This window comes from Inhella proteolytica (genome assembly GCF_016093275.1).
Classification (GTDB): Bacteria; Pseudomonadota; Gammaproteobacteria; order Burkholderiales; family Burkholderiaceae_C; genus Inhella; species Inhella proteolytica.
Genome location: NZ_JAEDAK010000025.1, coordinates 13195 through 37239, shown reverse-complemented (window position 1 = coordinate 37239; position 24045 = coordinate 13195). Strand labels below are relative to the sequence as shown.

At 69.9% G+C, this 24045-nt stretch carries 26 protein-coding genes; 13 read left to right on the top strand and 13 right to left on the bottom strand.

What is annotated here, in order from left to right; genetic code table 11:
* Positions 1 to 191 precede the first annotated feature (191 nt).
* Positions 192 to 791: a chalcone isomerase family protein gene (locus I7X39_RS21950; protein WP_198113517.1), complete on the top strand. Its 600-nt coding sequence runs from the start codon at positions 192 to 194 to the stop codon at positions 789 to 791.
* Here I7X39_RS21950 and I7X39_RS21945 read toward each other — a convergent pair.
* The gene (locus I7X39_RS21945) at positions 751 to 1440 is read right to left on the bottom strand and encodes an HAD-IA family hydrolase (protein ID WP_198113516.1); all 690 of its coding nucleotides are present in this window, start codon (positions 1438 to 1440) and stop codon (positions 751 to 753) included. The genes I7X39_RS21950 and I7X39_RS21945 overlap by 41 nt on opposite strands.
* 16 nt (positions 1441 to 1456) lie before the next feature.
* Between I7X39_RS21945 and I7X39_RS21940 the strand changes: the two genes are divergently transcribed.
* Positions 1457 to 2374 (top strand): PfkB family carbohydrate kinase, encoded by a 918-nt coding sequence (locus I7X39_RS21940; protein WP_198113515.1) that lies wholly within the window; start codon positions 1457 to 1459, stop codon positions 2372 to 2374.
* Entirely contained in the window at positions 2364 to 3290 is a 927-nt protein-coding gene (locus I7X39_RS21935; protein WP_198113514.1) for a pseudouridine-5'-phosphate glycosidase, read from the top strand. The genes I7X39_RS21940 and I7X39_RS21935 overlap by 11 nt, the downstream gene beginning before the upstream one ends.
* On the opposite strand, the gene I7X39_RS21930 is transcribed toward I7X39_RS21935, so the two are convergent.
* From I7X39_RS21930 to I7X39_RS21920, 3 genes are read right to left on the bottom strand one after another with little or no spacing between them, the layout of a single operon-like run.
* The gene (locus tag I7X39_RS21930) at positions 3280 to 3726 is read right to left on the bottom strand and encodes a low molecular weight protein-tyrosine-phosphatase (RefSeq protein ID WP_198113513.1); all 447 of its coding nucleotides are present in this window, start codon (positions 3724 to 3726) and stop codon (positions 3280 to 3282) included. The two genes, I7X39_RS21935 and I7X39_RS21930, sit on opposite strands and share 11 nt — an antisense overlap.
* Positions 3723 to 4397 (bottom strand): ribulose-phosphate 3-epimerase, encoded by a 675-nt coding sequence (gene rpe / locus I7X39_RS21925; RefSeq protein WP_198113512.1) that lies wholly within the window; start codon positions 4395 to 4397, stop codon positions 3723 to 3725. Before rpe ends, I7X39_RS21930 begins: the two co-directional genes overlap by 4 nt.
* 11 nt (positions 4398 to 4408) lie before the next feature.
* Complete coding sequence (locus I7X39_RS21920) at positions 4409 to 5011, bottom strand: DNA-3-methyladenine glycosylase I (protein WP_198113511.1); 603 nt, start codon at positions 5009 to 5011, stop codon at positions 4409 to 4411.
* On the opposite strand from I7X39_RS21920, the gene apaG reads away from it, so the two are divergent.
* Positions 5010 to 5396, top strand: a complete 387-nt coding sequence (gene apaG, locus I7X39_RS21915; RefSeq protein ID WP_198113510.1) for a Co2+/Mg2+ efflux facilitator ApaG/CorD — start codon at positions 5010 to 5012, stop codon at positions 5394 to 5396. The two genes, I7X39_RS21920 and apaG, sit on opposite strands and share 2 nt — an antisense overlap.
* Positions 5397 to 5501: 105 nt before the next feature.
* Positions 5502 to 6620, top strand: coding sequence for a murein transglycosylase A (mltA, locus tag I7X39_RS21910; RefSeq protein ID WP_198113509.1), 1119 nt, complete (start codon positions 5502 to 5504; stop codon positions 6618 to 6620).
* A gap of 7 nt (positions 6621 to 6627) precedes the next feature.
* Here the strand turns inward: mltA and I7X39_RS21905 are convergent, their stop codons facing one another.
* Entirely contained in the window at positions 6628 to 7368 is a 741-nt protein-coding gene (locus I7X39_RS21905; protein WP_198113508.1) for a peptidoglycan-binding protein, read from the bottom strand.
* 188 nt (positions 7369 to 7556) lie between these two features.
* Here I7X39_RS21905 and I7X39_RS21900 point away from each other — a divergent pair, with 188 nt between their 5' ends.
* Entirely contained in the window at positions 7557 to 8327 is a 771-nt protein-coding gene (locus tag I7X39_RS21900) for a substrate-binding periplasmic protein (protein WP_198113507.1), read from the top strand.
* A 19-nt stretch (positions 8328 to 8346) separates the two neighbouring features.
* On the top strand, positions 8347 to 9006 hold the full coding sequence (locus I7X39_RS21895; RefSeq protein ID WP_232352125.1) for a dienelactone hydrolase family protein: 660 nt from the start codon (positions 8347 to 8349) through the stop codon (positions 9004 to 9006).
* Here I7X39_RS21895 and I7X39_RS21890 read toward each other — a convergent pair.
* Entirely contained in the window at positions 9001 to 10536 is a 1536-nt protein-coding gene (locus I7X39_RS21890) for a GDYXXLXY domain-containing protein (protein ID WP_198113506.1), read from the bottom strand. The two genes, I7X39_RS21895 and I7X39_RS21890, sit on opposite strands and share 6 nt — an antisense overlap.
* Positions 10533 to 11489 (bottom strand): DUF2157 domain-containing protein, encoded by a 957-nt coding sequence (locus I7X39_RS21885; protein WP_198113505.1) that lies wholly within the window; start codon positions 11487 to 11489, stop codon positions 10533 to 10535. The genes I7X39_RS21890 and I7X39_RS21885 overlap by 4 nt, the downstream gene beginning before the upstream one ends.
* A 50-nt stretch (positions 11490 to 11539) precedes the next feature.
* On the opposite strand from I7X39_RS21885, the gene I7X39_RS21880 reads away from it, so the two are divergent.
* Both I7X39_RS21880 and I7X39_RS21875 read left to right on the top strand, forming a co-directional pair.
* Positions 11540 to 12925, top strand: a complete 1386-nt coding sequence (locus I7X39_RS21880; protein WP_198113504.1) for a M28 family metallopeptidase — start codon at positions 11540 to 11542, stop codon at positions 12923 to 12925.
* A 102-nt stretch (positions 12926 to 13027) separates the two neighbouring features.
* The gene (locus tag I7X39_RS21875; RefSeq protein WP_198113503.1) at positions 13028 to 13564 is read left to right on the top strand and encodes a hypothetical protein; all 537 of its coding nucleotides are present in this window, start codon (positions 13028 to 13030) and stop codon (positions 13562 to 13564) included.
* Between the two features lie 29 nt (positions 13565 to 13593).
* Here I7X39_RS21875 and I7X39_RS21870 read toward each other — a convergent pair whose 3' ends face one another.
* The 6 genes from I7X39_RS21870 to I7X39_RS21845 are packed head-to-tail and all read right to left on the bottom strand — an operon-like array spanning position 13594 to position 18226.
* Positions 13594 to 13968 (bottom strand): methylglyoxal synthase, encoded by a 375-nt coding sequence (locus I7X39_RS21870; protein ID WP_198113502.1) that lies wholly within the window; start codon positions 13966 to 13968, stop codon positions 13594 to 13596.
* A 10-nt stretch (positions 13969 to 13978) separates the two neighbouring features.
* Entirely contained in the window at positions 13979 to 14542 is a 564-nt protein-coding gene (locus tag I7X39_RS21865) for an SAF domain-containing protein (protein WP_198113501.1), read from the bottom strand.
* Positions 14539 to 15402: an EamA family transporter gene (locus tag I7X39_RS21860; RefSeq protein ID WP_198113524.1), complete on the bottom strand. Its 864-nt coding sequence runs from the start codon at positions 15400 to 15402 to the stop codon at positions 14539 to 14541. Before I7X39_RS21860 ends, I7X39_RS21865 begins: the two co-directional genes overlap by 4 nt.
* A 23-nt stretch (positions 15403 to 15425) precedes the next feature.
* The gene (locus I7X39_RS21855; protein ID WP_198113500.1) at positions 15426 to 16520 is read right to left on the bottom strand and encodes a GGDEF domain-containing protein; all 1095 of its coding nucleotides are present in this window, start codon (positions 16518 to 16520) and stop codon (positions 15426 to 15428) included.
* The gene (locus I7X39_RS21850; protein WP_198113499.1) at positions 16517 to 17641 is read right to left on the bottom strand and encodes a GGDEF domain-containing protein; all 1125 of its coding nucleotides are present in this window, start codon (positions 17639 to 17641) and stop codon (positions 16517 to 16519) included. Before I7X39_RS21850 ends, I7X39_RS21855 begins: the two co-directional genes overlap by 4 nt.
* Before the next feature lie 15 nt (positions 17642 to 17656).
* On the bottom strand, positions 17657 to 18226 hold the full coding sequence (locus tag I7X39_RS21845; protein WP_198113498.1) for an Lrp/AsnC family transcriptional regulator: 570 nt from the start codon (positions 18224 to 18226) through the stop codon (positions 17657 to 17659).
* A gap of 202 nt (positions 18227 to 18428) precedes the next feature.
* Here I7X39_RS21845 and I7X39_RS21840 point away from each other — a divergent pair, with 202 nt between their 5' ends.
* The 4 genes from I7X39_RS21840 (at position 18429) to I7X39_RS21825 (ending at position 23968) form a co-directional block, all read left to right on the top strand.
* A complete protein-coding gene (locus tag I7X39_RS21840) occupies positions 18429 to 21983 on the top strand; it encodes an indolepyruvate ferredoxin oxidoreductase family protein (RefSeq protein WP_198113497.1) in 3555 nt (1184 codons plus the stop codon).
* Positions 21984 to 22315: 332 nt separating this feature from the next.
* Complete coding sequence (locus tag I7X39_RS21835) at positions 22316 to 22540, top strand: hypothetical protein (RefSeq protein WP_198113496.1); 225 nt, start codon at positions 22316 to 22318, stop codon at positions 22538 to 22540.
* A 322-nt stretch (positions 22541 to 22862) separates the two neighbouring features.
* A complete protein-coding gene (locus I7X39_RS21830) occupies positions 22863 to 23087 on the top strand; it encodes a hypothetical protein (RefSeq protein ID WP_198113494.1) in 225 nt (74 codons plus the stop codon).
* Between the two features lie 89 nt (positions 23088 to 23176).
* The gene (locus I7X39_RS21825; protein ID WP_198113495.1) at positions 23177 to 23968 is read left to right on the top strand and encodes a substrate-binding periplasmic protein; all 792 of its coding nucleotides are present in this window, start codon (positions 23177 to 23179) and stop codon (positions 23966 to 23968) included.
* The last annotated feature ends 77 nt before the right edge of the window (positions 23969 to 24045 follow it).

Sequence of the window (24045 nt, the reverse complement as noted above, 5' to 3'; positions counted from 1 at the left end):
GGCTCCCCGGTCGCCAGACCCCTTGGTGAGTTTGCGGTTCACGAACATGCGGCGGAGTGTAGCCATGCCCATGGAGCCAGGCTTCGTGAACCAATGCACCCGTATTCGCGTTGCAGGCAAGCACTTCCCCTGGGGTAGCGAGCGCAACATCTCGCCACAATTGCCTTTCACCCGCCGCGTTGGAGACCCGCATGCGCCGAGCCTTTCTGAGCACCCTGCTAGCCCTTGCCCTGCCCACCCTGCCCTTGGGCGCCCTGGCCGAGACCGTCGAGGCCGGGGGGGCGAAGTTCGACACCACGGCCGAAGTGGCCGGTCAGAAACTGGTCTTGAATGGCCTGGGGGTGCGCTACAAGGCCATCTTCAAGGTCTACACCGTGGGCTTCTATTTCAAGCAGAAGGCCGACACGCCGGACGGCCTGATCAAGCAGGATGGCCCCAAGCGCGTGCTGCTGAAGATGCTGCGCGATGTGGACGGCAAGGACCTCGGCAAGGCCTTCACCGACGGCATGCAGAAGAACGCCCTGCCCGAAGAGCGCGCCAAGACCATCAATGGCATCTTCAAGTTCGGCCAGATCTTCAACGACATGAAGAAGGCCCCCTCGGGCGCCGCCATTGGCATCGACTGGATCCCCGGCACCGGCGCCCAGGTGTTCGTGGACTACAAGCCGGTGGGTGAGGTCATCCCAGAGCCCGAGTTCTTCAACGCCCTGCTGCGCATCTGGCTGGGCGAGAAGCCTGCCGACGACGACCTCAAGAACCAGCTGCTGGGCAAAGAAAAGCGCGGTCGCTGAGCCAGGCGGGCAGCTGGTCGAGCCCATCCAGATGGGCCTCGGCCGGCACCGCCTCGATCGGCTCGCCATGGTTGTAGCCATGGCGCAGCAGCACCACACCTGCACAACCGGCGGCCCGCGCGGCCGCCGCGTCGTTTGCGGAATCCCCCACCATCAGGCAGCGCGCGGGCGGCAGGCCCAGGCCGGCGCAGGCCTGCAGCAGGCTGTCCGGCGCAGGCTTGGCGCGCAGACCCTGGGCGCCACCCACTAACAGTTCGAAATACGCGGCCAGCTGGAAGCGTTCCAATAGCGCCTGCGCATTCGCCTGCGGCTTGTTGGTGACGCAGGCCAGCCGCAGACCCAGGGCTCGCAGGCCCTCCAGGCCCACCACCACCCCCTCGAACAGCCGGGCTCGCTGCCCGTTGACCGCTCTGTAATGGCACTCGTACCGCTCCCGCAGGGCCTCGAAGTCCTGCACCGTCAGACCCCAATGGGCCAGCAGGTCGCGCAGCAGCTGCGCGCCGCCACGGCCGATCAAGCGCCGCACCAGCGCTTCGGAGGGCGCCGGGGCGCCCAGTTCGGCAGCCAGGGGCGTGAGCGCGGCGACGAAGTCGCCCACCGTGTCAAGCAGGGTGCCATCCAGGTCCACCAACAGGGCTTCAATCTTCATGGGGGTCAGTGTCGCCGTGTCAGCTTCTGAGCCGAATATCTGGTGCCTGGGTGGCGCCGTCTGGGACCGCAAGCTGCGCCTGGAGGCGCCGCCGGTGCTGGCCAGCTCGAACCCGGTGAGCGAAACCTCTCACCCCGGCGGCGTGGCGCGCAATGTGGCGCACAACCTCAGCCTGCTGGGTCTGCCCGTGGCCTTGCTGAGCGCCTGGGGCGACGACGCCGCCGGCGCCCTGCTGCGCATGGACTGCCTGCGCCTGGGGCTGGACATCGACGCCGTGCTGACCGTGCCGGACACCGCCACCGGTGCCTACACCGCCGTGCTGGAGCCCAACGGCGAACTGCACCTGGGCCTGGCGCAGCTGGACGCGCTCAACACCCTGGGCCCGGCCAAGCTCACGCGCACCCAGCCCAAACGCAGCCAAGCCGCCATCCAACTGGCCGACCTGAACCTGCGCCGCGACACCCTGGAAGCCTGGCTGGCCGAAGAGCGCCAGGGCCTGGCCGTGATCCTGGCCGTGTCCGAGCCCAAGATGGCGGCCCTGCCCGAGGACCTCTCGCGCCTGGATTTGCTGATCGCCAACAGCGGCGAATGGTGGGCCGCCGGCGGCAACACCGAGCTGGCGCGCCGCGGCCTGCGCCGCGCCCTGGTGACCCAGGGCGCGCAAGGCGTGCGCCTGGGTCAGTGGGGCGAGATCCAATGGCAGTGGCAGACCCTGCCGGCCCCGCCCACGCCGCAGGTGGCCGATGTGACCGGTGCGGGCGATGCCTTCAGCGCCGGCGTGCTGGCCGCGCTGCTGCAGCGGCCGGGCGACTGGCTGGCCGCCGCCCGTTTCGGCCAGCGCCTGGCCCAAATCTGCCTGCAATCCCCCCTGAGCGTGGCGCCGGAAATCCACCCGGCCCTGCTCAACGACCTGGAAGACCGCAATGAAAACTGACTGGCTGCGCTGCGCCCCCGAAGTGGCCGATGCCCTGGCTGACGGCTGCCCCGTGGTGGCGCTGGAGTCCACCATCGTGGCCCATGGCATGCCCTATCCGCAGAACCTGACCACCGCCCAGGCTGTGGAGGACCTGATCCGTTCGCATGGCGCGGTGCCGGCCACCATTGCGGTGATGGACGGCGCCATCCGCGTCGGCCTGAGTGCGGCCGAACTGGAGCAGCTGGCCCAGGCCGGCGCCCAGGCCCTGAAGCTGAGCCGGCGCGATATCGCCTACGCCGTGGCACAGCGCCGTCTGGGCGCCACCACCGTGGCCGCCACGATGCTGTGCGCGCAGGCCGCCGGCATCCGCGTGTTCGTGACGGGTGGCATCGGCGGCGTGCACCGCGGCGCCCAACAGAGCATGGACATCAGCGCCGACCTGATGGAGCTGGCGCGCACGCCGGTGGCCGTGGTGTGCGCCGGCGCCAAGAGCATCCTGGACCTGCCGCTGACGCTGGAAGTGCTGGAGACCCAGGGCGTACCGGTGGTGGCCGTGGGGCAGGAGGGCTTTCCGGCCTTCTACAGCCGCGAGAGCGGCCTGAAGGCCGACTTCCGCATCGACGAGCCGGCCGCACTGGCCGCCTTCCTGCGCTGCCATTGGGGCCTGGGCCTGAGCAGCGGCGTGGTGGTGGCCAACCCGGTGCCGGCCGCGCACGAGATCCCGGCCGCCCAGGTCGAGGTCTGGATCGCCCAGGCGCTGCGTGAGGCCGATGAACAGGGCATCCACGGCAAGGCCAGCACGCCCTTCATGTTGAAGCGCCTGGCCGAACTTTCGCAGGGCCGCTCGTTGGCCACCAATATCGAACTGGTGAAGCACAACGCCGTGCTGGGCGCGCGCCTGGCCGCTAATCTGGCCCGCTTGCCTAAGGCCTGAACGAACCGACCGCGCGCTCGATCAGATCGAGCGCGTGCTCGAAGCCCTGCGCGCTGGAGTAGTAGGGGTCGGGCACGTCCTGGCCAGCCATCCCCGGCACATGGTCCAGCAGCAGGCGCAGGCGCTGCGGCGGGGCCTCGGGGAAGATCCGGCGCAGCTCGTCCAGCACCTCGTTGTCCAGCGCCAGCAACACCTCGAACTTGGCCAGATCCTCGCGCTGCACCTTGCGCGAGCGCCATTTCGGGTCCAACACATAGCGGCGCCGCTCCAGGCAGGCGGCGGCGCGCGGGTCCATGCGCTCGGGCCGGCTGGAGGCCCACACACCGGCCGAGGCCACGCGGCGCAGGCCCAGGGCGAGTGCGCAGGCACGAAAGACCACCTCGGCCATGGGCGAGCGACACAGGTTCGCCCGACAGACGAGGAGGACGGAGCTCACGCGAGTTGCTGGCGCATGGTGTCGATGACCGCCTTGTAGTCGCCCTGGCCGAAGATGGCCGAGCCGGCCACGAAGGTGTCGGCGCCAGCGTCGGCGATGCGGCGGATGTTGTCCACCTTGACGCCACCGTCCACCTCGAGGCGGATGTCGCGCCCGGTCTGCTCAATCAGCTTGCGCGCCTTCTCCAACTTGCGCAGCGCCGAGTCGATGAAGCTCTGGCCGCCGAAACCAGGGTTGACGCTCATGATCAGCACCAGATCGACCTTGTCGATCACCCAGTCCAGCACATCCAGTGGCGTGCCGGGGTTGAACACCAGGCCGGCCTGCTTGCCCTCGGCCTTGATCAGCTGCAGCGTGCGGTCCACGTGCTTGCTGGCCTCGGGGTGGAAGCTGACCAGATCGGCGCCGGCCTTGCAGAAGGCCTGGGCCAGGGCATCGACGGGCTCGACCATCAGGTGCACATCGATCGGTGCCGGGCGGCCATCGGGCAGCACGCAGTGCGGGCGCAGGGCCTGGCAGACCATCGGCCCGAAGGTCAGATTCGGCACGTAATGGTTGTCCATCACGTCGAAGTGGATCCAGTCGGCGCCGGCCGCCAGGACGTTGCGGCATTCATCGCCCAAACGGGCGAAATCGGCGGAGAGGATGCTGGGGGCGATGCGATGGCTCATAGGGCGCGATTCTAGGAAGGCACCCGGAAGGTCCGGCGCGCCTGCTCGGCCTTGGCGCGCGCCCAGCAGCCTTCGGCATGGTCGTTCACCAGGCCCATGGCCTGCATGAAGGCGTAGCAGGTGGTGGGGCCGACGAAGCGGAAACCCAGCTTCTTCAGCTGTTTGGACAGGGCCTGCGAGGCCGACGACTCCGCCCGCACCACCGGGGGTTCAGGCTTTTCCTCATAGGTCCAGACCAGCGCCGCCAGGCTGCGGCCGCCGTCCTGCAGTGCGCGCAGCGCCCGCGCGTTGCCGATCGTGGCCTCGATCTTGCCGCGGTGCCGGACGATGCCGGCGTCGCCCAGCAGGCGCGCCACATCGGCACCTTCGAAGGCCGCCACCCGCGCGGCGTCAAAGCCGGAAAAGGCGGCCCGGAACGCCTCGCGTTTGGCCAGGATGGTGCGCCAGCTCAGGCCCGACTGGAAGCCTTCCAGGCAGAGCTTTTCAAACAGCCGCGTCTCATCGGCCACCGGATAGCCCCACTCCTCGTCGTGGTAGCGGCGGTAGAGCGGAAAATCGGTCGCCTCGCACCAGGCGCAGCGCGCCCGGCCGTCCTCTCCCAGGATCGTTCTCATGTCTTCAAGCTCCTCTTCCGCCGAGTTTCGCTGCAGCGTCGTCGTGCAGCCGCTGGCCGAGCAGACCGACCCCGCGCAGGAGCGCTGGGCCTTCCAGTACACGGTCACGATCGAGAACGTGGGCAAGGTGCCAGCCCAGCTGGTGGCCCGGCAGTGGCGCATCCTCGACGCGCGCGGCCAGGTCGAGGAGGTCAAGGGCCTGGCCGTGGTGGGCCACCAGCCCTATCTGCAGCCGGGCCAGCGCTTCCAGTACAGCTCCTGGGCGCAGATCGGCACCCCGCAGGGCAGCATGAGCGGGCGCTACCTGTGCGTCACCGAAGACGCCGAGATCTTCTACGCCGAGGTGCCCGAGTTCCTGCTGGCCGACACCAGCCACCTTCACTGATCCCGGTCTTCGTCCTTGCCCTTGTTCCGTCCCGAAAACATCGTCCACCAGACGATGAACACCGCCAGGCCCAGCGCCAGCAGCAGCTCCAGAATGATCAGTCCCATGCGGGCATTGCACCATGCGCTGGTGCTGCTCAGCCTGGCCGCCTGCAGCACCTTGCCACCGCCCCCAGGGCCCGCGCCGGCACCCGAACCGGCCCCCGAGTCCACGCCGCCCAGCCCCAGGCCGCCCGCCCCCGGCCCGGCGCGCTGGGTGCCCACCAGCTGGAGTGAACTGCCCGGCTGGGGTGAGGACGCCGCCGAAACCCTGTGGCCCGCGCTGCGCCAGAACTGCCAGCGCCCACCCGCCCAGTGGGAGCGTCTGTGTGCCCGCCTCGCCCTGGAAGAGGCCCCCGGCGATCGCCTGCAGGCGCATGGCTGGCTGATGGAACAGCTGCAGCCGCACCGCGTGGAAGCTGCCGATGGCAACCCGCAGGGCCTGGCCACGGGCTACTTCGAGCCCGAGCTGCGGGCGCGCCGCCAGCCCGATGCGCAGTTCAAGGTGCCGCTGTTTGCGCCACCGGCCGACGCGCAGCTGGCGCGCGCGCCGCGCCAGCAGTTCGACCAGCAATGGCGCGGCCGCGTGCCGCCCCTGCTCTACGTGGAAGACACGCTGGACGCGCTGCTGCTGCAAATCCAGGGCTCGGGCCGCGTGCTGGTGCGCGAGCCCGACGGCCGCGAGCGCCTGCTGCGCCTGGCCTTTGCCGGCCACAACGAGCAGCCCTACCGCTCGGTGGGTCGCTGGCTGATCGAGCAAGGTCTGCTGAAGGCCCACGAAGCGAATTGGCCGGCCATCAAGGCCTGGGGCCAGGCCAACCCGGCGCGACTGAACGAGATGCTGTGGAGCAACCCGCGCCTGGTGTTCTTCCGCGAAGAGCCGCTGCCCGACCCCGAGAAGGGCCCGCGCGGCGGCCAGGGCCTGCCCCTGACGCCCGGCCGCTCGGTGGCGGTGGACCGCAATGCCATCCCATACGGCCACCTGCTGTGGCTGGACAGCACCGAGCCGCTCAGCCAGACCCCGCTGCGCCGCTTGGTGCTGGCGCAGGACACCGGCAGCGCCATCCAGGGCGCCGTGCGCGCCGACTACTTCTGGGGCTGGGGCGCCGCCGCCGAGACACAGGCCGGGCGCATGAAGCAGGCGCTGCGCTACTGGGTGCTGCTGCCGCGCGCCAGCACGCCCTGAGCGGCGCTCAGGGCAGGCGCAAGAACACCGCCTCGACGTCGGTGGCGGTGTCGCGCCCCGAGTGCTTGTCCAGCACGTACCAGGTGCGCAGATTGCGCCAGGAGCCGCCTTTTTCGGCGGGGCGGCCCGGGTCGAGCACCAGCACCTCGCAGTTCTCGCGCGGCCCGCGGATGCCGGCGATGACGGTGATGTGCCGCTTGCCATTCACCCACAGCGGCCCGAACGCCCGCAGCCAGCCCATGATGGCCTCGGGCGTGGGCGACATCGGCGGCACATAGGCGAAGCCCATGTCGCGGCCGAACTCGCGGATCTTGCCGTTGGTGATGCCGGTGTTGTCCGAGTAGAGCTTGGACCACTTCGGCGAATCGGCCGGATCGGGGTGGCGCGCGTCCGTCATCTGCGTGCGCTGACGCTTCCACTGGATCAGCATCTGCGCCGAGGCGAACCAGCAGGACATGGTCTTGTCCTGCGCGATGTGCACGGGCGAGGGCACGGTGTAGTTCAGCACGATGCTGGGCGCCGGCGGGAAGGGCTGCGCCGCCGCCAGGGCGGCCTGGGTCTTCGGGCCGACGATGCCGTCCGCCTTCAGCGGCGGCGTGCGGCTCTGGAAGCTGACTACCGCCGCCTTGGTCTTGGGCCCGAAGATGCCATCCACCGCCAGCAGGGGTTGAACGACATTCAGCGCATTCAGCCGCGCCTGAAGCGTGCTGACGGCGGGTCCGACGGACCCTTGCTGCAAAGTGGCCATGGCGCCATGCCTCCCGATGAAGTGGTGTGCCGCCGAGCCTGCGAGTGCCGGCGCGGCGGACGAGTCTAGGGCGCCACGCCCCCGCGCCAGGCAGCCTGCACCCAGCCCCCCGCATCCAGGTGAGGGCGCGGCGGGCCCCGGGTACTTGTCCGCCCTTGGTGGCCCGGGCCGGGGGCGAAAATCGCGTCATGTTTTCGTCACCCTTCCCGCGGCGCCGCGGCTTGGTGCTGGCCGGCCTGGGGATGGGTCTGGGGCGCGGCGCGTTGGCCCAGGAGCCACCCACGCTGCGCCTGCTCAGCGAGGATTTCCCGCCTGTCAACTTTGAAGACCAGGGCCGCCCCAGCGGCATGGCCGGCGAGTTGGTGCTGCTGCTGCAGAAGCGTCTGGGCCTGGACATCCCGGTGGAGTTCATGCCCTGGACGCGCGGCTACCAGGAGGCCCAGGGCCCGCATCCGGTGTGCCTGTTCACCATGGCGCGCGCGGCCCATCGCGAGAAGCTGTTCAAGTGGGTCGGCCCGGTGGTGGAGTTCCAGAACGCGCTGTTCACCGCCAAGGGCACCGAGCGCCATCTGCGCAGCCTGGACGACGCCGCCAAGGCCAGCCAGATCATCGTCATCCGCGACTGGGCCTCGGCGCAGGAGCTGCAAAAGCGCGGCTTCAAGAACCTGACCGAGGTCAGCACCCCCGGCGCGGCCATCCGCATGCTGGTGGTCGGCCGCGCGCCGCTGATGGCCTCGGAACTGCTGACCCTGCCCGATCTGCTCAAGCGCGAGGGCTATGCGCCCGACGCCGTGACCACGGCCATGGTCTACCCCGGCGCCATGGGCTACCTGGCGTTCTCGCTGGCCACGCCCGATGAAGAGGTGCGGCGCTGGCAGCAGGCGCTGGACGCAATGAAGCGCGATGGCAGCTTTGCCAAACTGTTCAAAAAGTGGCTTCCCCACATGCTGCCGCCCTGACCCTCCGCAGGAGCCCCGAATGCCGATGATCGAATTCAAGCGCCCCGACGGCGCCAAGACCCCCGCCTACTTCGAGGCCGCCGCACGCGCTGATGCGCCCGGTGTGGTGGTCATTCAGGAGTGGTGGGGGCTGAACCCGCAGATCTGCGCGGTGGTGGACCGCCTGGCCGCCGCCGGCTACTCCGCGCTGGCGCCCGACCTCTACCGCGGCCGCCTGACGACCGCGGCCGACGAGGCCAACCACCTGATGCAGAGCCTGGACTTCGTGGACGCCACGCACCAGGACCTGCGCGGCGCCGGCGCCCACCTGGCGCGCAACGGCCGCAAGGTGGCCGTGATGGGCTTTTGCATGGGCGGCGCACTCACCGTGGCCGCCGCCGTGCATGCGCCGGAATTTGCCGCTGCCAGCTGCTTTTATGGCGTGCCTCCGGCCGAGCTGGCGCGCCCGGCCGACATCCGCATCCCCTTCCAGGCCCATTTCGCGCTGCAGGACGACTGGTGCACACCCACCGTGGCGCGTGGCCTCGAAGCCGAGATGCGTGCCGCCGGCCGCAGCCCCGAGATCCACTACTACGAGGCCGCGCACGGCTTCTTCAACGCCACCCGGCCGGTGTACGACGCCGCCTGCGCCGAGCAGGCCTGGACGCGCCTGCTCGACTTCCTCGGTCGGCATTTATAAAGGCTGCAGCTCCGCCCCGCGCAGGCCCACCAGCAGCGCGCGGCCGTCGGGCTGCAGGCGCAGCTCGGCATAGCGCGCGCCCTGCCAGCGCTGGCCCTCGCCTTCCTTGAAGAACCAGGCGTCGCTGACGACCGTCCAGCGCCCGTCCTTGGGGCTGAGTTCGAGCAGGCGTTCGTCCGCCGCCAGCGCCGGCCCCGCGCCGAACACGCGCACGAACCGACCGACGCCGCGCGCATCGCGGCGCAGCACCAGCAGCGGGCGCTCGGCCCCCGGGCGGGGCGCGGGCTCGCCGGCCTGCGCCAGCAGGCTGTAGTTCAGGCGCATGAAGTCGCCCTGCATCAGCGAGCGCGGGTCCACCGGCGCCAGCTCCACGAACAGCGGCTCGCCGCTGGCGATCAGGCGCTCCTTCTGCACGATGCCGATGTTCACCAGCAGCAGGCCGGCCAGCGCGGCCAGCGCCAAGCCGATGGGCAGGCTGTGGGCTGCGGGCGCTACTGGCGCCGTGCTGGCCCGGCCCGGCCAGCGCGCCACCGCCGCCAGCAGGCCGGCCAGGGCGATCAGCCCGATCGCCTTGCCCTGCAGTGTCCAGTCCATGCGGTAGTAGAAGCTGCCCAGCACCCACAGCATGCCCAGTCCGGCGGCCACGGCCAGGCGCGCGCGCTGCTGCAGCGCCGCCAGGGCGGCGGCCAGGGCCAGCACCGCCAACCCCGGCAGGGGCAGGCTGGCCAGGGCCAGCAGCAGCGCACAGGCGGCCCAGCGCGGGCTGCGCAGCGCGGGCCAGCGCCAGGCCAGCAGGCTCGCCGCGCCCAGGGCCACCGGCAGCACGGCCAGCGCAGCGCCCTCCCGCCACATCCAGGCCCAGTTCCAGGCCACCGGGCCCAGGCCGGCCAGCATCCAGCTCATGCCGGCATCCAGGGCCAAGGCCACCACCAGGGCGCAGAACAGACCGCAGCCCAGAGCATCGGACCAGGCTGCCGCGCGCCCTTGCGGCCAGCGCAGCCACCACAGCGCCGCCACGCCCCCCAGCAGCAGCAGGGCCGAGGGCCAGACGGAGGAACGGCCAAAACCGTCCCACTGCAGCACCGCCAGCAACAGGCCGCCGGCCGCCGCGCCCAGCAGCATGCGCAGCCAGGCCCGCCCGAAGCCCCAGGCCAGGGCCAGGCAAAGCAGGGCCATGACGAAGGCGGCGCCACGGTCGGGCAGGTCCTTGGTCAGGCGCACGCCGATGCACAGCAAGCCGGCCAGCAGCGTGGGCAGGCCGAGCTGCTCCACGAACAAGGGCTGGCCACGGTCCTTCAGCAGCCACACCGCCAGCGCCAGCGCCGCGGCGCCCACGCCGTACAGGCCCACCGAGCGCTCAAACACCGCGCCGAACAGCGCGCCGGCCGCGCCCAGCAGCGGAATGGCCGCCAGCCAGGCGCCCAGCGCCGTCATCAAGAGCACCGGCCAGGGGCGGCCGGCGGGCCAGGCCTGGCCGGGCTCGATCAGGCCCTGCGCCTCGGCGGCGCGCAACAGTTCCGGGCCCTTCATGCGCCTTCTCCTTGGCGCGCACGGCGCATCAGCAGGTTCACGCTGCCCGCCAGCAGGCCGGTCACCAGCAGACCGAGCAGCAGCAGCCGCCCGAAGGGGTCGCCGCTCGCACCTTCAAACAGGATGCGCCCGAGCCCGAAGGCCGCCCAGGTGTCCCAGGCCAGGGCCAGGATGGAGAGCTGCACCAGGTCCCCGCCGCGCCAGCGCAGCGCAAAGCCGCCCGCCAGCGCCGCACCGGCCCAGAAGTACAGCAGCCCCCACTCGCGCGCGAACAAGGCCAACAGGCCCCAGCCGCCCAGGCTCATGGCCAGCCACAGCGCCATGGCGCGCTCGGCCCAGGGCCCGCTGCCACTCCAGCGGCGCAGCTCGGGCCCCAGCGCCAGCCAGACCGCCAGCAGGGCCACGCTGGCCGTGAACTGCACGCCCAGGGTGCTGGCCTCCAGCCCCCAGCGGTGGCCACTGTAGGTGTGCATCCACAACTGCACGCCCAGGGCCACCAGCAGGGTCCAGGGCACCCAGACCCAATCACTGCGCAGGGCCAGCGCCAGCGGCAGGCTCAAGGCCGCCCACAGGGCAAACAGCTGCCAGGGGTCGGCGCCGGTCTGGTAGGTCTGGCCGAAAAAGGCCAGCAGGCCGCCCTGCAGCAGCAGGGCCGCCAACCCCAGGCCGGCCCGCGCCCGCGGCAGGCGCCAGGCGCCCAGCAGGGCGATGAGCCAGGTGGCCTGCAGCAGCGCAAAGCGCGCCGGGCGCGACCAATCGGCCCAGTTCGCCGCCACCCACATCACCACGCCCAGGCCGAACAGCAGGCCAGCCAGCGGCGCCAGCGCGCGCGGCCACTGCTGCAGGCGCGCGGGGGGCCGGCCATCCAGACCGGCGAGGGCCAGCAGGGTCTGGCGTTGTTCGGGCTCGGGGGCCAGTTCAAGGATGCCGGAGCGAAGGTCTGCCGCGTGCATGGGGATGGCTTCCTGGGTTAGGGTGCGGGCCCCGATGCTAGGAGGCCCGGATGCGCCTGACGCTGCTTTCCTTTCTGTTCGCTGCGACGGCGCAGGCTGCGCCGCCACCGGCACCGCCAGCCGATACCTTGCTGAGCCAGACGCTGGAGCAGGTCTCGCCCACGCGCCTGCAGGCCCGCATCGAGCGCCTGGCCGCCTTCGGCACCCGCCACACCACCTCCAGCCAGAGCCATCCCACGCGCGGCATCGGCGCGGCCTGGCGCTGGATCGAGGCCGAGCTGCGCGCCTGCGCCGCCGGCACGCCGCTGCAGGTGGAGACGCGCCGCCACACCGAGCCGCCGGGGCGGCGCATTGCCGCCCCCACCGAGATCGTCAACGTGCTGGCCACCCTGCCCGGCCGCGCCGGCAGCCAGCGCGTGCTGCTGATGCTGGGCCATTACGACAGCCGCAACGGCGACGTGATGGACGCCGAGGGCGAGGCCCCGGGCGCGAATGACGACGCCTCCGGCACCGTGGCGGTGATGGAGGCCGCCTGCCTGGCCGCCCAGGCCGCCAAGACCCGCCCGCTGGACGCCACGATCGTCTTCGCCGCCGTGGCCGGTGAGGAGCAGGGCCTGCTGGGCGCGGCCCAGCTGGCGCGCGAGTTCGATGCCGGCGCCGGCGTCGAGGGCGTGATCACCAATGACATCGTCGGCAGCCCGCGCGGCGCCCTGGGCGAGCACGCGCCCCACAGCCTGCGTCTGTTTGCCGACGGCCTGGACCCGCTGCTGCGCCTGCTGCTGCGCGGCGCCAATGCCGAGACGCATCCGCGCCTCAAGGCCCAGCAGGAACTGGCCGCCGCCGGCGGCGCCGAGGACCTGCCCACCGCCCAGTTCGGCCGCCATCTGCAGCGCGCCGTCGAGGCTTACGTGCCGGGCTTTCAGGTCAACCTGATCCAGCGCCGCGACCGCACCCTGCGCGGCGGCGACCACCTGCCCTTTCTGGAACGCGGCCTGGCCGCCGTGCGCTTCAGCGAACCCTTCGAGAACTACGCCCACCAGCACCAGAACATCCGGGTGGAGAACGGTCAACGCTTTGGCGACCTGCCCGAGTTCGTCGACCCCGCCTATGTGGCCCGCGTGACGCAGGCCAATCTGGCCGGCCTGCTCAGCCTGGCCTGGGCCCCGGGCCCGCCCGCCGAGGTGCGCGTGGATGCGCGCGAGCTCAGCAACGACACCCGGCTGCAATGGGCCCCCGTGGCCGGTGCGAGCGGCTACCGCGTGCTGTGGCGGCGCAGCGAGGCGGCGCAATGGCAGCAGGCGCTGGACCTGGGGCCGCAGGCGCGCGAGGCGCTGCTCAAGGGCGTGTCGCGGGACGACTGGGTGTTTGCGGTGCAGGCGCTGGGGACGCGGGGACAGGCAGGTTTGGCGGCGTATGCGCCGCCCAAGGGCAACTGAATGCCAAGAAGCTGCGGGCCAATGAAGAAAATTGCCAATCCAAGGCCTCGTGCAGGCCTGTATGCATGAGCATTTTTTTATTAGCTTTTTTCGGTTTCCACAATGAACAGACATCTAGGGATCTGGATCGGCCTGCAGATGCTGGCTCTCATTTGCGTCGCCATTGATGCCAATACAGCCAAGCTGATAGGTTCATTTTTTATTTTCATTCCTTCTTTAGAACTCATGATGGCGGAGCCAATGAGATTTCCGCCAAGCTCATCAGTTTTTTATGGAATCTCGATAATTGCAGCACTCCCATTGGCGGCATTCCTGGCCATGGAAACCAGCCCAGCCGACAGATTTACCACCGTCCGGCTAGGTTCCGGCAACAGCACCACGAAAATCTTGACAGTTGCGTATCTCGGGTGGATCCCCATTGTCATCACCCTCTGCTGTCTTGTTTGGTTTGCACCGTTGAGACACGTAGCAAGCAGCAGTTGGGGAGGAAAACTGTTTGCTGCCGCGACACAGTCCGAGGTGGGTCAGTTTCTAATCGGGCCGATCGCAGTGCTTGCACTTGTTTCGTCAATTGACTATGCCATCATGTATTTGGCGCTTCCGTTTTCAATGCTCAAGCGCCTAAGAGCAGGAAAGTAGTCATGGCGCATTATTCGATTAACGCCAGATTACGAATATCGCTGCAACGCCCCCAACACCATCCGCGCACTGCTCACATTCGTCGCGCAAGGCACATCGTGCACATCGCAGGCCCGCACCAGGGCATTGATGTCGGGCTCATGCGGCTGCGGCGTCATCGGGTCGCGGAGGAAGATCAAGGCGTCCAGTCCGCCGGTGGCCAGGCGGGCGCCGATCTGCAGGTCGCCGCCCAGCGGGCCGCTGAGCAGGCATTCCACCGCCAGACCCAGCTCGCTCTTCAGGCGGCCGCCGGTGGTGCCGGTGCCCATCAGCTGGCAGGTCTGCAGAAAGCCCAGGTGCTCGCGCGCCAGGGCCACCATGGCGTCCTTCTTGCGGTCGTGGGCGACCAGGGCGATGCGGATCATGGGTTCTGCTTCACTCCGAGGGATCGAGGATCTGGCGCAGGCGGATCTGCAGCTCGCGCTGCGGGCCCAGGGCCAGGGTGCTGAGCTGACCCGGCGGCAGCGGGGGCTGGGCCATGCCGCTGCGCGCCAGCACCACCCAGTGCTCGGGCCGCACGGTGAGCTGGCTGCGCCAGAGCTGGCGGCCGCCGGAGCCTTCGGGTTGCTGAAACTCCAGCGCCAGCTGCACGGCCTGGCCGCGCGGCGTGGGGGTGAAGCGCAATCGCCAGGGCTGCGGCTGGGCGGCGTTCCACTGGATGCGGGCGCCGCCCTGGCGCAGTTGCAGCCATTGCCAGCCTGCGCCGGGGTGTTCCAGCTCCCATTCGGCGGTGGCGCCGGCCTGCACGCGCAGGCCCGGGCCCAGGGTGGGGATGCCGGGCGTCGTGGTGCTCAGGCCCTGGGCGGGGGGTTGGGCGGTGCTCAAGCCACCCGAGCTGCGGCCCCATTCGACCCAGCGCAGCTCCAGCTCGTAGACGGGCGGCAAGTCGCCGGCCCAGGCCGGCGCCGCCAGGAGCAGCATCAGGCCGCGCCGCTTCATCGCGAGGCCCTCCACTGGCTCCACAGATTGAGGCCCAAGCCCACCATGACGAGCGCCGCGCCCTGCAGCTTCCAGGCCGCCAGGCTCTCGCCCAGCCACCAGGCCGAGCAGCCCATGCCGAACACCGGCACCAGCAGGGCCATGGGCACGACCTGCACGGCCGCATGGCGCGCCAGCAGCCAGCCCCAGACGCCGTAGCCGTACAGGGTGTTGCCCACGGCCTGCCAGAGCACGGCCAGCCAGCTGTCCCAGTGCGCGGCCTGCACGCCCTTCACCAGCGCCTGCGGGCCTTCGAAGATCAAGGCCAGGGCGATCAGGGCCGGCGCGGCGCAGGCGCTGCTCCAGACCATGAAGCCGAGCATGTCCACCTTGCCGGCCGCCTGGCCCACCAGATTGGCGATGGCCCAGCTCAAGGCCGCGGCCAGCACCAGGGCCAGGCCGAGCGGGCTGGCGGAACCGTCGAGCTGCCAGGCGATCCAGCCGATGCCGCTGGCCGCCAGCGCCAGCGCCAGGCCCTGGATGGCGCGCAGGCGCTGGCCGCGCAGCAGCAGGGCCAGCAGCAGGGTCAGGAAGACCTGGCTCTGCACCACCAGCGAGGCCATGCCGGGCGAGATGGCGCTCTGCAGCGCCCAGAACAGCAGGCCGAACTGGCCGACGCCGATCAGCAGGCCGTAGCCGGCCAGGATGCGCCAGGGCGCGGCCGGGCGGGCGATCCACAGCAGGGGCAGTGCGGCCAGGCTGAAGCGCAGGGCCGCCAGCCAGACCGGGCTGAAGGCGGCCAGCGCCCACTTCATGACGACGAAGTTGCTGCCCCAGATGGCAACGACCGAGAGGGCCAGCAAGGCGTGGCGGGGTGGCAGGGCGGCGGTACTCATGCTTGGATTCAAACCCTCACCACCCGCCCGCGGCCCTCGGCCTTGGCGCGGTAGAGCGCCTGGTCGGCGCGTTCCAGCATCTTGGGCAGGGTCTCGTCCGGCTGGCTGGCGGCCAGGCCGGCGGAAAAACCCACGCGCAGCAGCTCCTCGCCCACCGGCACCAGCAGCTGGGCCACGGCGGCCTGCATGCGCTCCAGCACCTGCAGGGCGCCGAAGGTGTCGGTGTGGTCGAGCAGCAGCAGGAACTCCTCGCCGCCCCAGCGGGCCAGGGTGTCGGTGGTGCGCAGGCCCTGTTCGGCGCAGTGCGCGAAGGCGCAGAGCACGGCGTCGCCGGCGGCATGGCCGTGGTAGTCGTTGACGCGCTTGAAGTGGTCCAGGTCGATCAGGGCCACGCAGAAGGGGCTGCCGCCACGCTGGCGGCGCTGCCAGGCCTGCTCCAGCAGGCTCTGGGCATGGCGGCGGTTGTAGAGCCCGGTCAGCGCGTCGCGCGTGGCCAGCTCCTCGATGCGCGCCAGCGCCTGGTTCAGCTGCTCGCGCTGTTCGCGCAGGCGGTGCCGCATGGTGGAGATGCGCCCGGTGAGGATGGCCACGCCCGGGAAGGTGACCAGGGCCATCATCCAGTGGCCGATGACGAGCGGCAGGGCGACATCACGCGGCCAGACCCAGACCGCCAGCGCCATGGCGCCGCTCAGCATCGCCAGGCTCAGCCAGGCCAGACGCACCGCCGCCGCGCCGCTCAGGCGGAACATGCCGAACACCAGGATCAGCATGCTGATGGGCAGCACCAGCGGGCTCAGGGGTCCGCTCAAGGGATAGGCCGCCGCGGCGGCGGCCTGGGCCACGACGATCTGCGGCACCGTCAGCGAGGGCTCGGCCGTGCGCGCCGACCAGCCGCTGCGCACCAGGCCATAGAACAGCAGCTGCGCGCCGATGCTCAGCACCGTCCAGGCCCAGACCAGGCCGCGCGGCGCGCCACTGAGCGTGGCGGCGTAATGCAGGATGAGGATGCAGCCCAGGAACAGCAGCGTGGCGAAGAGCTGCTGGCTGGCGCGCAGACGCAGCTTGGGCTCCAGGCCCAGCAAGGCGTCTGCGAGCCGTTTCATGAGGCCTCGATGACGCGATCGCGTCCCTCGGCCTTGGCGCGGTAGAGCGCGGCGTCGGCCCGCTCCAGCCACTGCTCCAGGGTCTCGCCCGGGCGCCAGAAGGCGGCGCCACCGCTGAAGGTGAAGCGCAGCTCGGGGCGTTCCGTCACCAGGGGCTGGCGCTCGATGGCCAGTTTCAGCCGCGCCACCCAGGCCAGCAAGCCCTCGCTGGCGGTGGGCTCCAGCACCACCACGAACTCCTCGCCGCCCCAGCGCACCGCGGTGTCGCCCTTGCGCAGGCTCTGGTGCAGGGCCTTGGCGAAGCAGCGCAGCACGGCGTCACCGGCCGCATGTCCCTTGGTGTCGTTGATCTTCTTGAAGTGGTCCAGGTCCAGCAGCACGGCCAGCAGGCCGGTGGGCTTGCGCTTCTGGCGCTGCAGGGCCTGCTGCAACACATGCTTGCCGTGGCGGCGGTTGTAGAGGCCGGTGAGGTCGTCGCGCGTGGCCAGGCGGTTGATGCGCGTGAGCGCCTCGTTCAGCGCCTGGCGCTGCTCACGCTGGCGCTCGCGCAGGCGCGCCATGCGCAGCAGCAGCAGGCCCAGGCCAGGGAAGCAGACCATGGCGAAGAGCGCATGGCCGACGGTCTCGGCCGGCTGGCCGCGGCCGGGCCAGACCCAGAAGTCAAAGGCCATGGCGGAAAGAATCAGCGCCAGGCCCAGGGCATTGAGCCGCAGCATGGCCCGGCCGGAGGGCGCGAACATGCCGAAGGCCAGGGTCAGCATCATCATCGGCACCACCAAGCCGCGCAGCGGGCCGGAGAGCGGGTAGGCCGCCGCGCCCAGCAGCAGCATCAGGCCGATCTGCGTGGAAGCCAGCGAGGGGTCGGGCAGGCGCGCCGTCCAGCCCAGGCGTACCGCCAGGCTGATGCCCAGCTGCACCGTCAGCGCCAGGCCCACCCAGAGCAGCCACCAGCCCAGTGGGGTGCGCGCGAGCAGCACGGCGTAACCCAGCATCAGGCTGTTGGCCAGCACCAGGCCGAAGGAGAGCAGCTGCTGCGCCATGCGCTGGCGCAACTTGGGCTCGCGCCCCAGCAGGCCCTCCAGGGGCTGGGGCTTGTCGGTCTGGCGGCGCTTGGGGCTCATCGGCCCGGCAGCGTATCAGCGCAGCTGCAGGTGCCCCAAAGGCAGGGCCCCCGCAGCCTTCACCTCCCCGAGGGAGAAGCTGGTGTGCACGTCGCCAACGTTCGGCAGCACCAGCAGGGTGTCGAGCGTGAAACGGCTGAAGGCGTCCAGGTCCGTGGCCACGACCTGCAGCTCGAAGGTGCCGGCGCCACTGATGTAGTGACAGCTGATGACCTCGGGCAGGGCCCGCAAGGCGGCTTCCAGTTGGCGCGTGGCGGCGGCATTGTTGCGGTCGGCGTCCACCTTGACGAAGGCCAGCACGCCCAGGCCGATGCGGCGGCGGTCGATTTCGGCGCGGTAGCCGGTGATGAAGCCCTGCTCCTCCAGCCAGCGCACGCGCCGCCAGGTGGGGGCGGCGGATAGGCCGATGCGCGCAGCCAGCTCGGCATTGGTCAGGCGCGCGTCCTGCTGCAGCGCGGCCAGGATGGCGATGTCATAGCGGTCCAGGCCCTCGCCACCGCGCTCTTCCTGGGCCTCCGCCGCGGCCTTGGCGGCAGCGATGGCTCGGCGCGGGTCTTTCGTGCGGGGCGGTTTTGCTTCAGCCATGGTTTCCACCAATCGGTATCGACAGCAAGATTCTTGCTCAAACAGCCGTTTCACCGGCAAAGTTCGCAAACATCGATCCGGGCTTCGTTCTTACACTGGCCGGCTGCCCGGAATGGCCCCACAAGGGCTTGCCCGCCCCCTGCCGCAGGCCCTGCGGCGCACACTTCCCCAACCCTGGCCCCCGCCTCAGGAGCTTCCACCCATGAACGCCCCTTTGCCCGAGCACATCCGCCGCGCGATCGAATCCGTCACCCTGGACGACAAGTACGCGCTGGAGCGAGGACGTGCCTTCATGAGCGGGGTGCAGGCCCTGGTGCGCCTGCCCATCCTGCAGCGCACGCGCGACGCGATGAACGGCCTGAACACCGCCGGCTTCATCAGCGGCTACCGCGGCTCGCCGCTGGGCACGTATGACCAAGCCCTGTGGGCCGCGCGCAAGCACCTGGAGAAGAACCACGTCGTCTTCAAGCCGGGCGTGAACGAAGAGCTGGGCGCCACCGCCGTGTGGGGCACGCAGCAGCTGGACCTGCACCCGCAGGAGAAGAAGTACGACGGCGTCTACGGCATCTGGTACGGCAAGGGCCCGGGCGTGGACCGCTGCATCGACGTGTTCAAGCACGCCAATATGGCCGGCACGGCCAAGCATGGCGGCGTGATCGCCATTGCCGGTGACGACCACATCGCCAAGAGCTCCACCGCCGCGCACCAGTCCGACCACGTGTTCAAGGCCGCCGGCTTCCCGGTGTTCTTCCCGACCACGGTGCAGGACATCCTGGACATGGGCCTGCACGCCTTCGCCATGAGCCGCTATTCGGGCCTGTGGAGCGGCATGAAGACGATCCAGGAGATCGTCGAGAGCGGCGCCACGGTGGACGTGAGCCCCGACCGCGTCAAGATCCTCATGCCCGAGGACTTCGAGATGCCGCAAGGCGGCCTGCACATCCGCTGGCCCGACCCGCCCCTGGACCAGGAGGCGCGGATGATGGACTACAAGTGGTACGCGGCCCTGGCGTACGTGCGCGCCAACAAGCTGAACTACAACGTCATCGAGGGCGCCCACGACCGTCTCGGCCTGATCGCCTCCGGCAAGGCCTACAACGACACCCGCCAGGCCCTGCACGACCTGGGTTTGGACGACGAAACCTGCCGCCGCCTGGGCATCCGCCTGCACAAGGTGAACGTGGTGTGGCCGCTGGAAGCGACCATCACGCGCGACTTCGCCACCGGCCTGCAGGAGATCCTCGTCATCGAGGAAAAGCGCCAGGTCATCGAATACCAGATCAAGGAACAGCTGTACGGCTGGCGCCCGGACGTGCGCCCGAACGTGCTGGGCAAGTTCGAGGAAACCGAAGGCGACCGCAGCGGCGGCGAATGGGCCAGCCCCAACCCCAGCGACCGCTGGCTGCTGCGCGCCCAGGCCGACCTGACGCCGGCCCTCATTGCCCGCGCCATCACCCGCCGCCTCAAGCGCCTGGGCGTGGACGCCGACGTGGCCGCGCGCCTGGATGCGCGCATGGCCGTCATCGAGGCCAAGGACCGCGCCCTGACCGACGAGCTCAAAGTGGCCGGCGGTGCCGACCGCGTGCCCTGGTTCTGCTCGGGCTGCCCGCACAACACCAGCACCAAGGTCCCCGAGGGCTCGCGCGCCGTGGCGGGCATCGGCTGCCACTACATGGTGAGCTGGATGCCGGGCCGCAACACCGCCACCTTCACGCAGATGGGCGGCGAGGGCGTGCCCTGGGTGGGCCAGCAGCCCTTCAGCAACGCCAAGCACATCTTTGCGAACCTGGGCGATGGCACCTACTTCCACAGCGGCATCCTGGCCATCCGCCAGAGCATCGCCGCGGGCGTGAACATCACCTACAAGATCCTCTACAACGACGCGGTGGCCATGACGGGCGGCCAGCAGGTCGGCGAGCGCCCCGAAGGGCACTCGGTGCTGCAGATCATGCAGAGCGTGATCAGCGAAGGCGTGGCGAAGTTCTGCATCGTCACCGACATGCCGGAGAAGTACACCGGCGTGGCCCTGCCCCCGGGCGTGCTGGTGCACCACCGCGACCAGCTGGACAGCATCCAGCGCGAGTTCCGCGAGATCGCCGGCACCACCGCCATCCTCTACGACCAGACCTGCGCCACCGAGAAGCGCCGCCGCCGCAAGCGCGGCAAGATGGCCGTCAGCGAGAAGCGCGTCGTCATCAACGAGCTGGTCTGCGAGGGCTGTGGCGACTGCGGCGTGCAGAGCAACTGCATGTCGATTGAGCCACTGGAAACCGACTTCGGCCGCAAGCGCACCATCAACCAGAACAGCTGCAACCAGGACCTGAGCTGCGTGAAGGGCTTCTGCCCCAGCTTCGTCACCGTGGAAGGCGGCCAGCTGAAGAAGGCCAAGGCCAAGAAGAACTCGCCCTTCGACAACGCCCTGCTGGGCGAGCTGCCCCACCCCACCCTGCCGAGCTGCGAGACGGCCTGGGGCATCGTGGTGGCCGGCGTCGGCGGCACCGGCGTCATCACCATCGGCCAGCTGCTCGGCATGGCCGCGCATCTGGAAGGCAAGGGCGTGGTGACGCAGGACGCCGCCGGCCTGGCCCAGAAGGGCGGCAGCACCTGGAGCCATATCCAGATCGCCAACACCCAGGACGCCATCCACTGCACCAAGGTCGGCACCGCCGAGGCCGATCTGATCATCGGCTGCGACGCCATCGTGGCCGCCAACAAGGCCACGCTGCAGACCATGCGCCCGGGCCGCACCTATGTGGCGCTGAACACGCACAGCAGCCCGACCGCCGCCTTCGTGCTGCAGCCCGACTGGCAGCACCCCGAGGGTGCCTGCGAGCAGGCGCTGGAGAACGCCGTCGGCAAGGAGCTGCTGGGCAAGTTCGACGCCGAGGAAGTGGCCGTCAAGCTGCTGGGCGATTCGATCTACACCAACCCGCTGATGATGGGCTTCGCCTGGCAGCAGGGCCGTATCCCGCTCTCTTACGCCGCCATCCAGCGCGCCATTGAACTGAACGGCGTGCAGATCGACAACAACAAGGCCGCCTTCGAATGGGGCCGCCGCTGCGCCGCCGACTACGCCAAGGTCAAGGCCTTGTTTGCCGCGGAGTCGGTGATCCAGATCGTCAAGCGCCCCGGCCTGGACGAGATGGTCGCGAAGCGCGTCGAGTTCCTGACCGGCTACCAGAACGCCGCCTACGCCGCCGACTACAAGGCCGTGGTGGACAAGGTGCGCGCCGCCGAAGAGAAGCTCGGCGCCGGCAAGGCACTCAGCGAGGCCGTGGCCAAGTACCTGTTCAAGCTGATGGCCTACAAGGACGAGTACGAGGTGGCCCGCCTGCACACCGACCCGAGCTTCACGGCCAAGGTGGCCGCGCAGTTCGAGGGCGACTACAAGCTGGTGCACCACCTGGCCCCGCCGCTGTTCGCCAAAAAGAACGACAAGGGCGAACTGGTCAAGCAGCCCTTCGGCGCCTGGGTGCGCCCGGCCTTCGCGGTGTTGGCCAAGCTCAAGGGCCTGCGCGGCACGGCGCTGGACGTGTTCGGCTACACCGAAGAGCGCCGCATGGAGCGCGAGCTGATCCAGCGCTACAAGAAGATGGTCGACGCGCTGCTGGCCAAGCTCAGCGTGGCCAACCTGGAGCAGGCGGTGGAACTGGCGCGCCTGCCGGAAGACATCCGTGGCTATGGCCATGTGAAGGAGCGTCACGTGAAGGCCGTGATGCCCAAGTGGGAGCGCCTGCTGGCCCAGTGGAATGGCTGAGTCGCGACCGAGCCGGGTCCTGAGGACCCGGTGACGCGCGACGAAGGACTGGACCCATCTAGGGGGGCCAAGCTGGGCGAGTCGCGACCGAGCGAGGTCCTGAGGACCCGGTGACGCGCGCCGAAGGACTGGACCCATCTAGGGGCCGGGCTGGACAAGCCCCCTGAGCGCGAAACGCCCGCCCCGTGCGGGCGTTTTCTTTTCTGCCGTTCAGCGCCCCGGGCTGCAGTTCATCCGGCCCCGGCGTCGCTTCGCCGCAAGGCGCTGGTTGCTGGGGCGGTCGAGGCTCACAGTCCAGCCATCGACCACCCCGCTGCACCCAGGAGAACACCATGACCAAGAGCTTCAACACCCGCCCCGCCCTGACCAAGATCACCGAGGGCCTGACCCTGATCGCCATGGTCGGCCTGACCTTCGTCAGCGCCACCGCCCTGGCCACCGCACCCATCCAGATGGTGCAGCCGGTCGTGCACCAGCTGCCCACCGTCGAGATCACCGTCAAGAAGCACCAGTTGCCCGCAGTGGTGATGACGGTCAAGCGCAGTCACACCGCGTAAGCCCTGCCCGGGTGCAGCCCCGGGTTCCCCCGTGCAAAGGCCTGGCCATTCGCCAGGCCTTTGTGCTTTTCGGGCTGGTCGCAGCGCCACGCGCGCTGGGTTCGCCTGGCTGGGCCTTCTGCTGAACCCGACTCCGCCCCGTGCAGGGTGTGGGCATTCAGGAATGCGACGCCCCCAGCGATTGGCCGCGTGAAACCACTCACCGCCGCCGGCTGCAGTTCATCCGCCCGCCGCGTCGGTTCAGCGCACGCCCCTGGGCGCACGGGCGGTCGAGGTTCACAGTCCAGCCATCGACCACCCCCGCTGCACCCAGGAGAACACCATGACCAAGAGCTTCAACACCCGCCCCGCCCTGACCAAGATCACCGAGGGCCTGACCCTGATCACCATGGCCGGCCTGACCTTCGCCAGCGCCGCGGCCCTGGCCTCGGCCCCGATCGAAATGGTGGAACCCGTCGTCCACCAGCTGCCCACCGTCGAGATCACCGTCAAGAAGCACCAGCTGCCGACGGTGGTGGTCGTCGCCAAGCGCGCCCACGTCGCGTAAGCCCCGCCCGGGTGCAGCCCCGGGTTCCCCACGCAAAGGCCTGGCCATCCGCCAGGCCTTTGTGCTTTTTTGGAGCTAAGGTGGACTCCATGCGTCTGCTTCTGATCCTCATCCTGCTGCTGGGCGGTGTGCCGGCCCAGGCGGATGAGCGGCTGCGTGGCTGGACGGTGCAAGTTTGCGACGACGCCAACGAGTGGCCGCCCTATACCTATGTGGAGCGCCAGGACGGCCGCAAGACCGGGCGGGTGCGGGGCTATTCGGTCGACCTGCTCGAACGCCTGCTGCAGCCGCTGGGCATGAGGTACCGCATTGAGCTGCTGCCGTGGGCCCGCTGCCTGCAGGAGGTGCGGCGCGGGCAGAACTACCAGATGCTGCTCAACGCCACCCGCAACCCGGAGCGCGAGCGCGAGTTCCTCATCAGCGCCCCGATCTACAGCACGCGCACCTACTACTTCTGGAGCAAGCGCGTGCACCCCCAGGGCCTGCAGGTGCAGGGCCAGGCGGATCTGAAGCGCTACCGCCTGGGCGGCGTGCATGGCTACACCTACTCGCAGCTGGACCAGATCGACATGGCCAGCCTGCAGCGCGCCCCGAACTACGCCAGCTTGGTGGCGATGCTGCATCTGGGCCGCATCGACGTAATCGTGGTGGGCGAAGAGGTCTTCCACGGCCTGGCCGGTCTGCCGGGCTACGAACTGGCGCAGGACCGCGAGCTCGGCCGCGCCCCGCTGGCGGTGCAGCGGCCCAATGCCTTCCACATGATGGTCAGCCGCCAGCACCCGCTCGGGCCGGCGCTGCAAGCGGCGCTGCAAGCGGGGCTGTCCCAGCTGGAACGCAGCGGTGAGCTGCAGCAGTTGCTGGCGCGCCACCTGCAGCGCTGACTCCGTTCAACGGCGCGGGCTGCAGCTCATCCGCCCGCCGCGTCGGTTCAGCGCAAGGCCCTGGGCGCGCGGGCGGT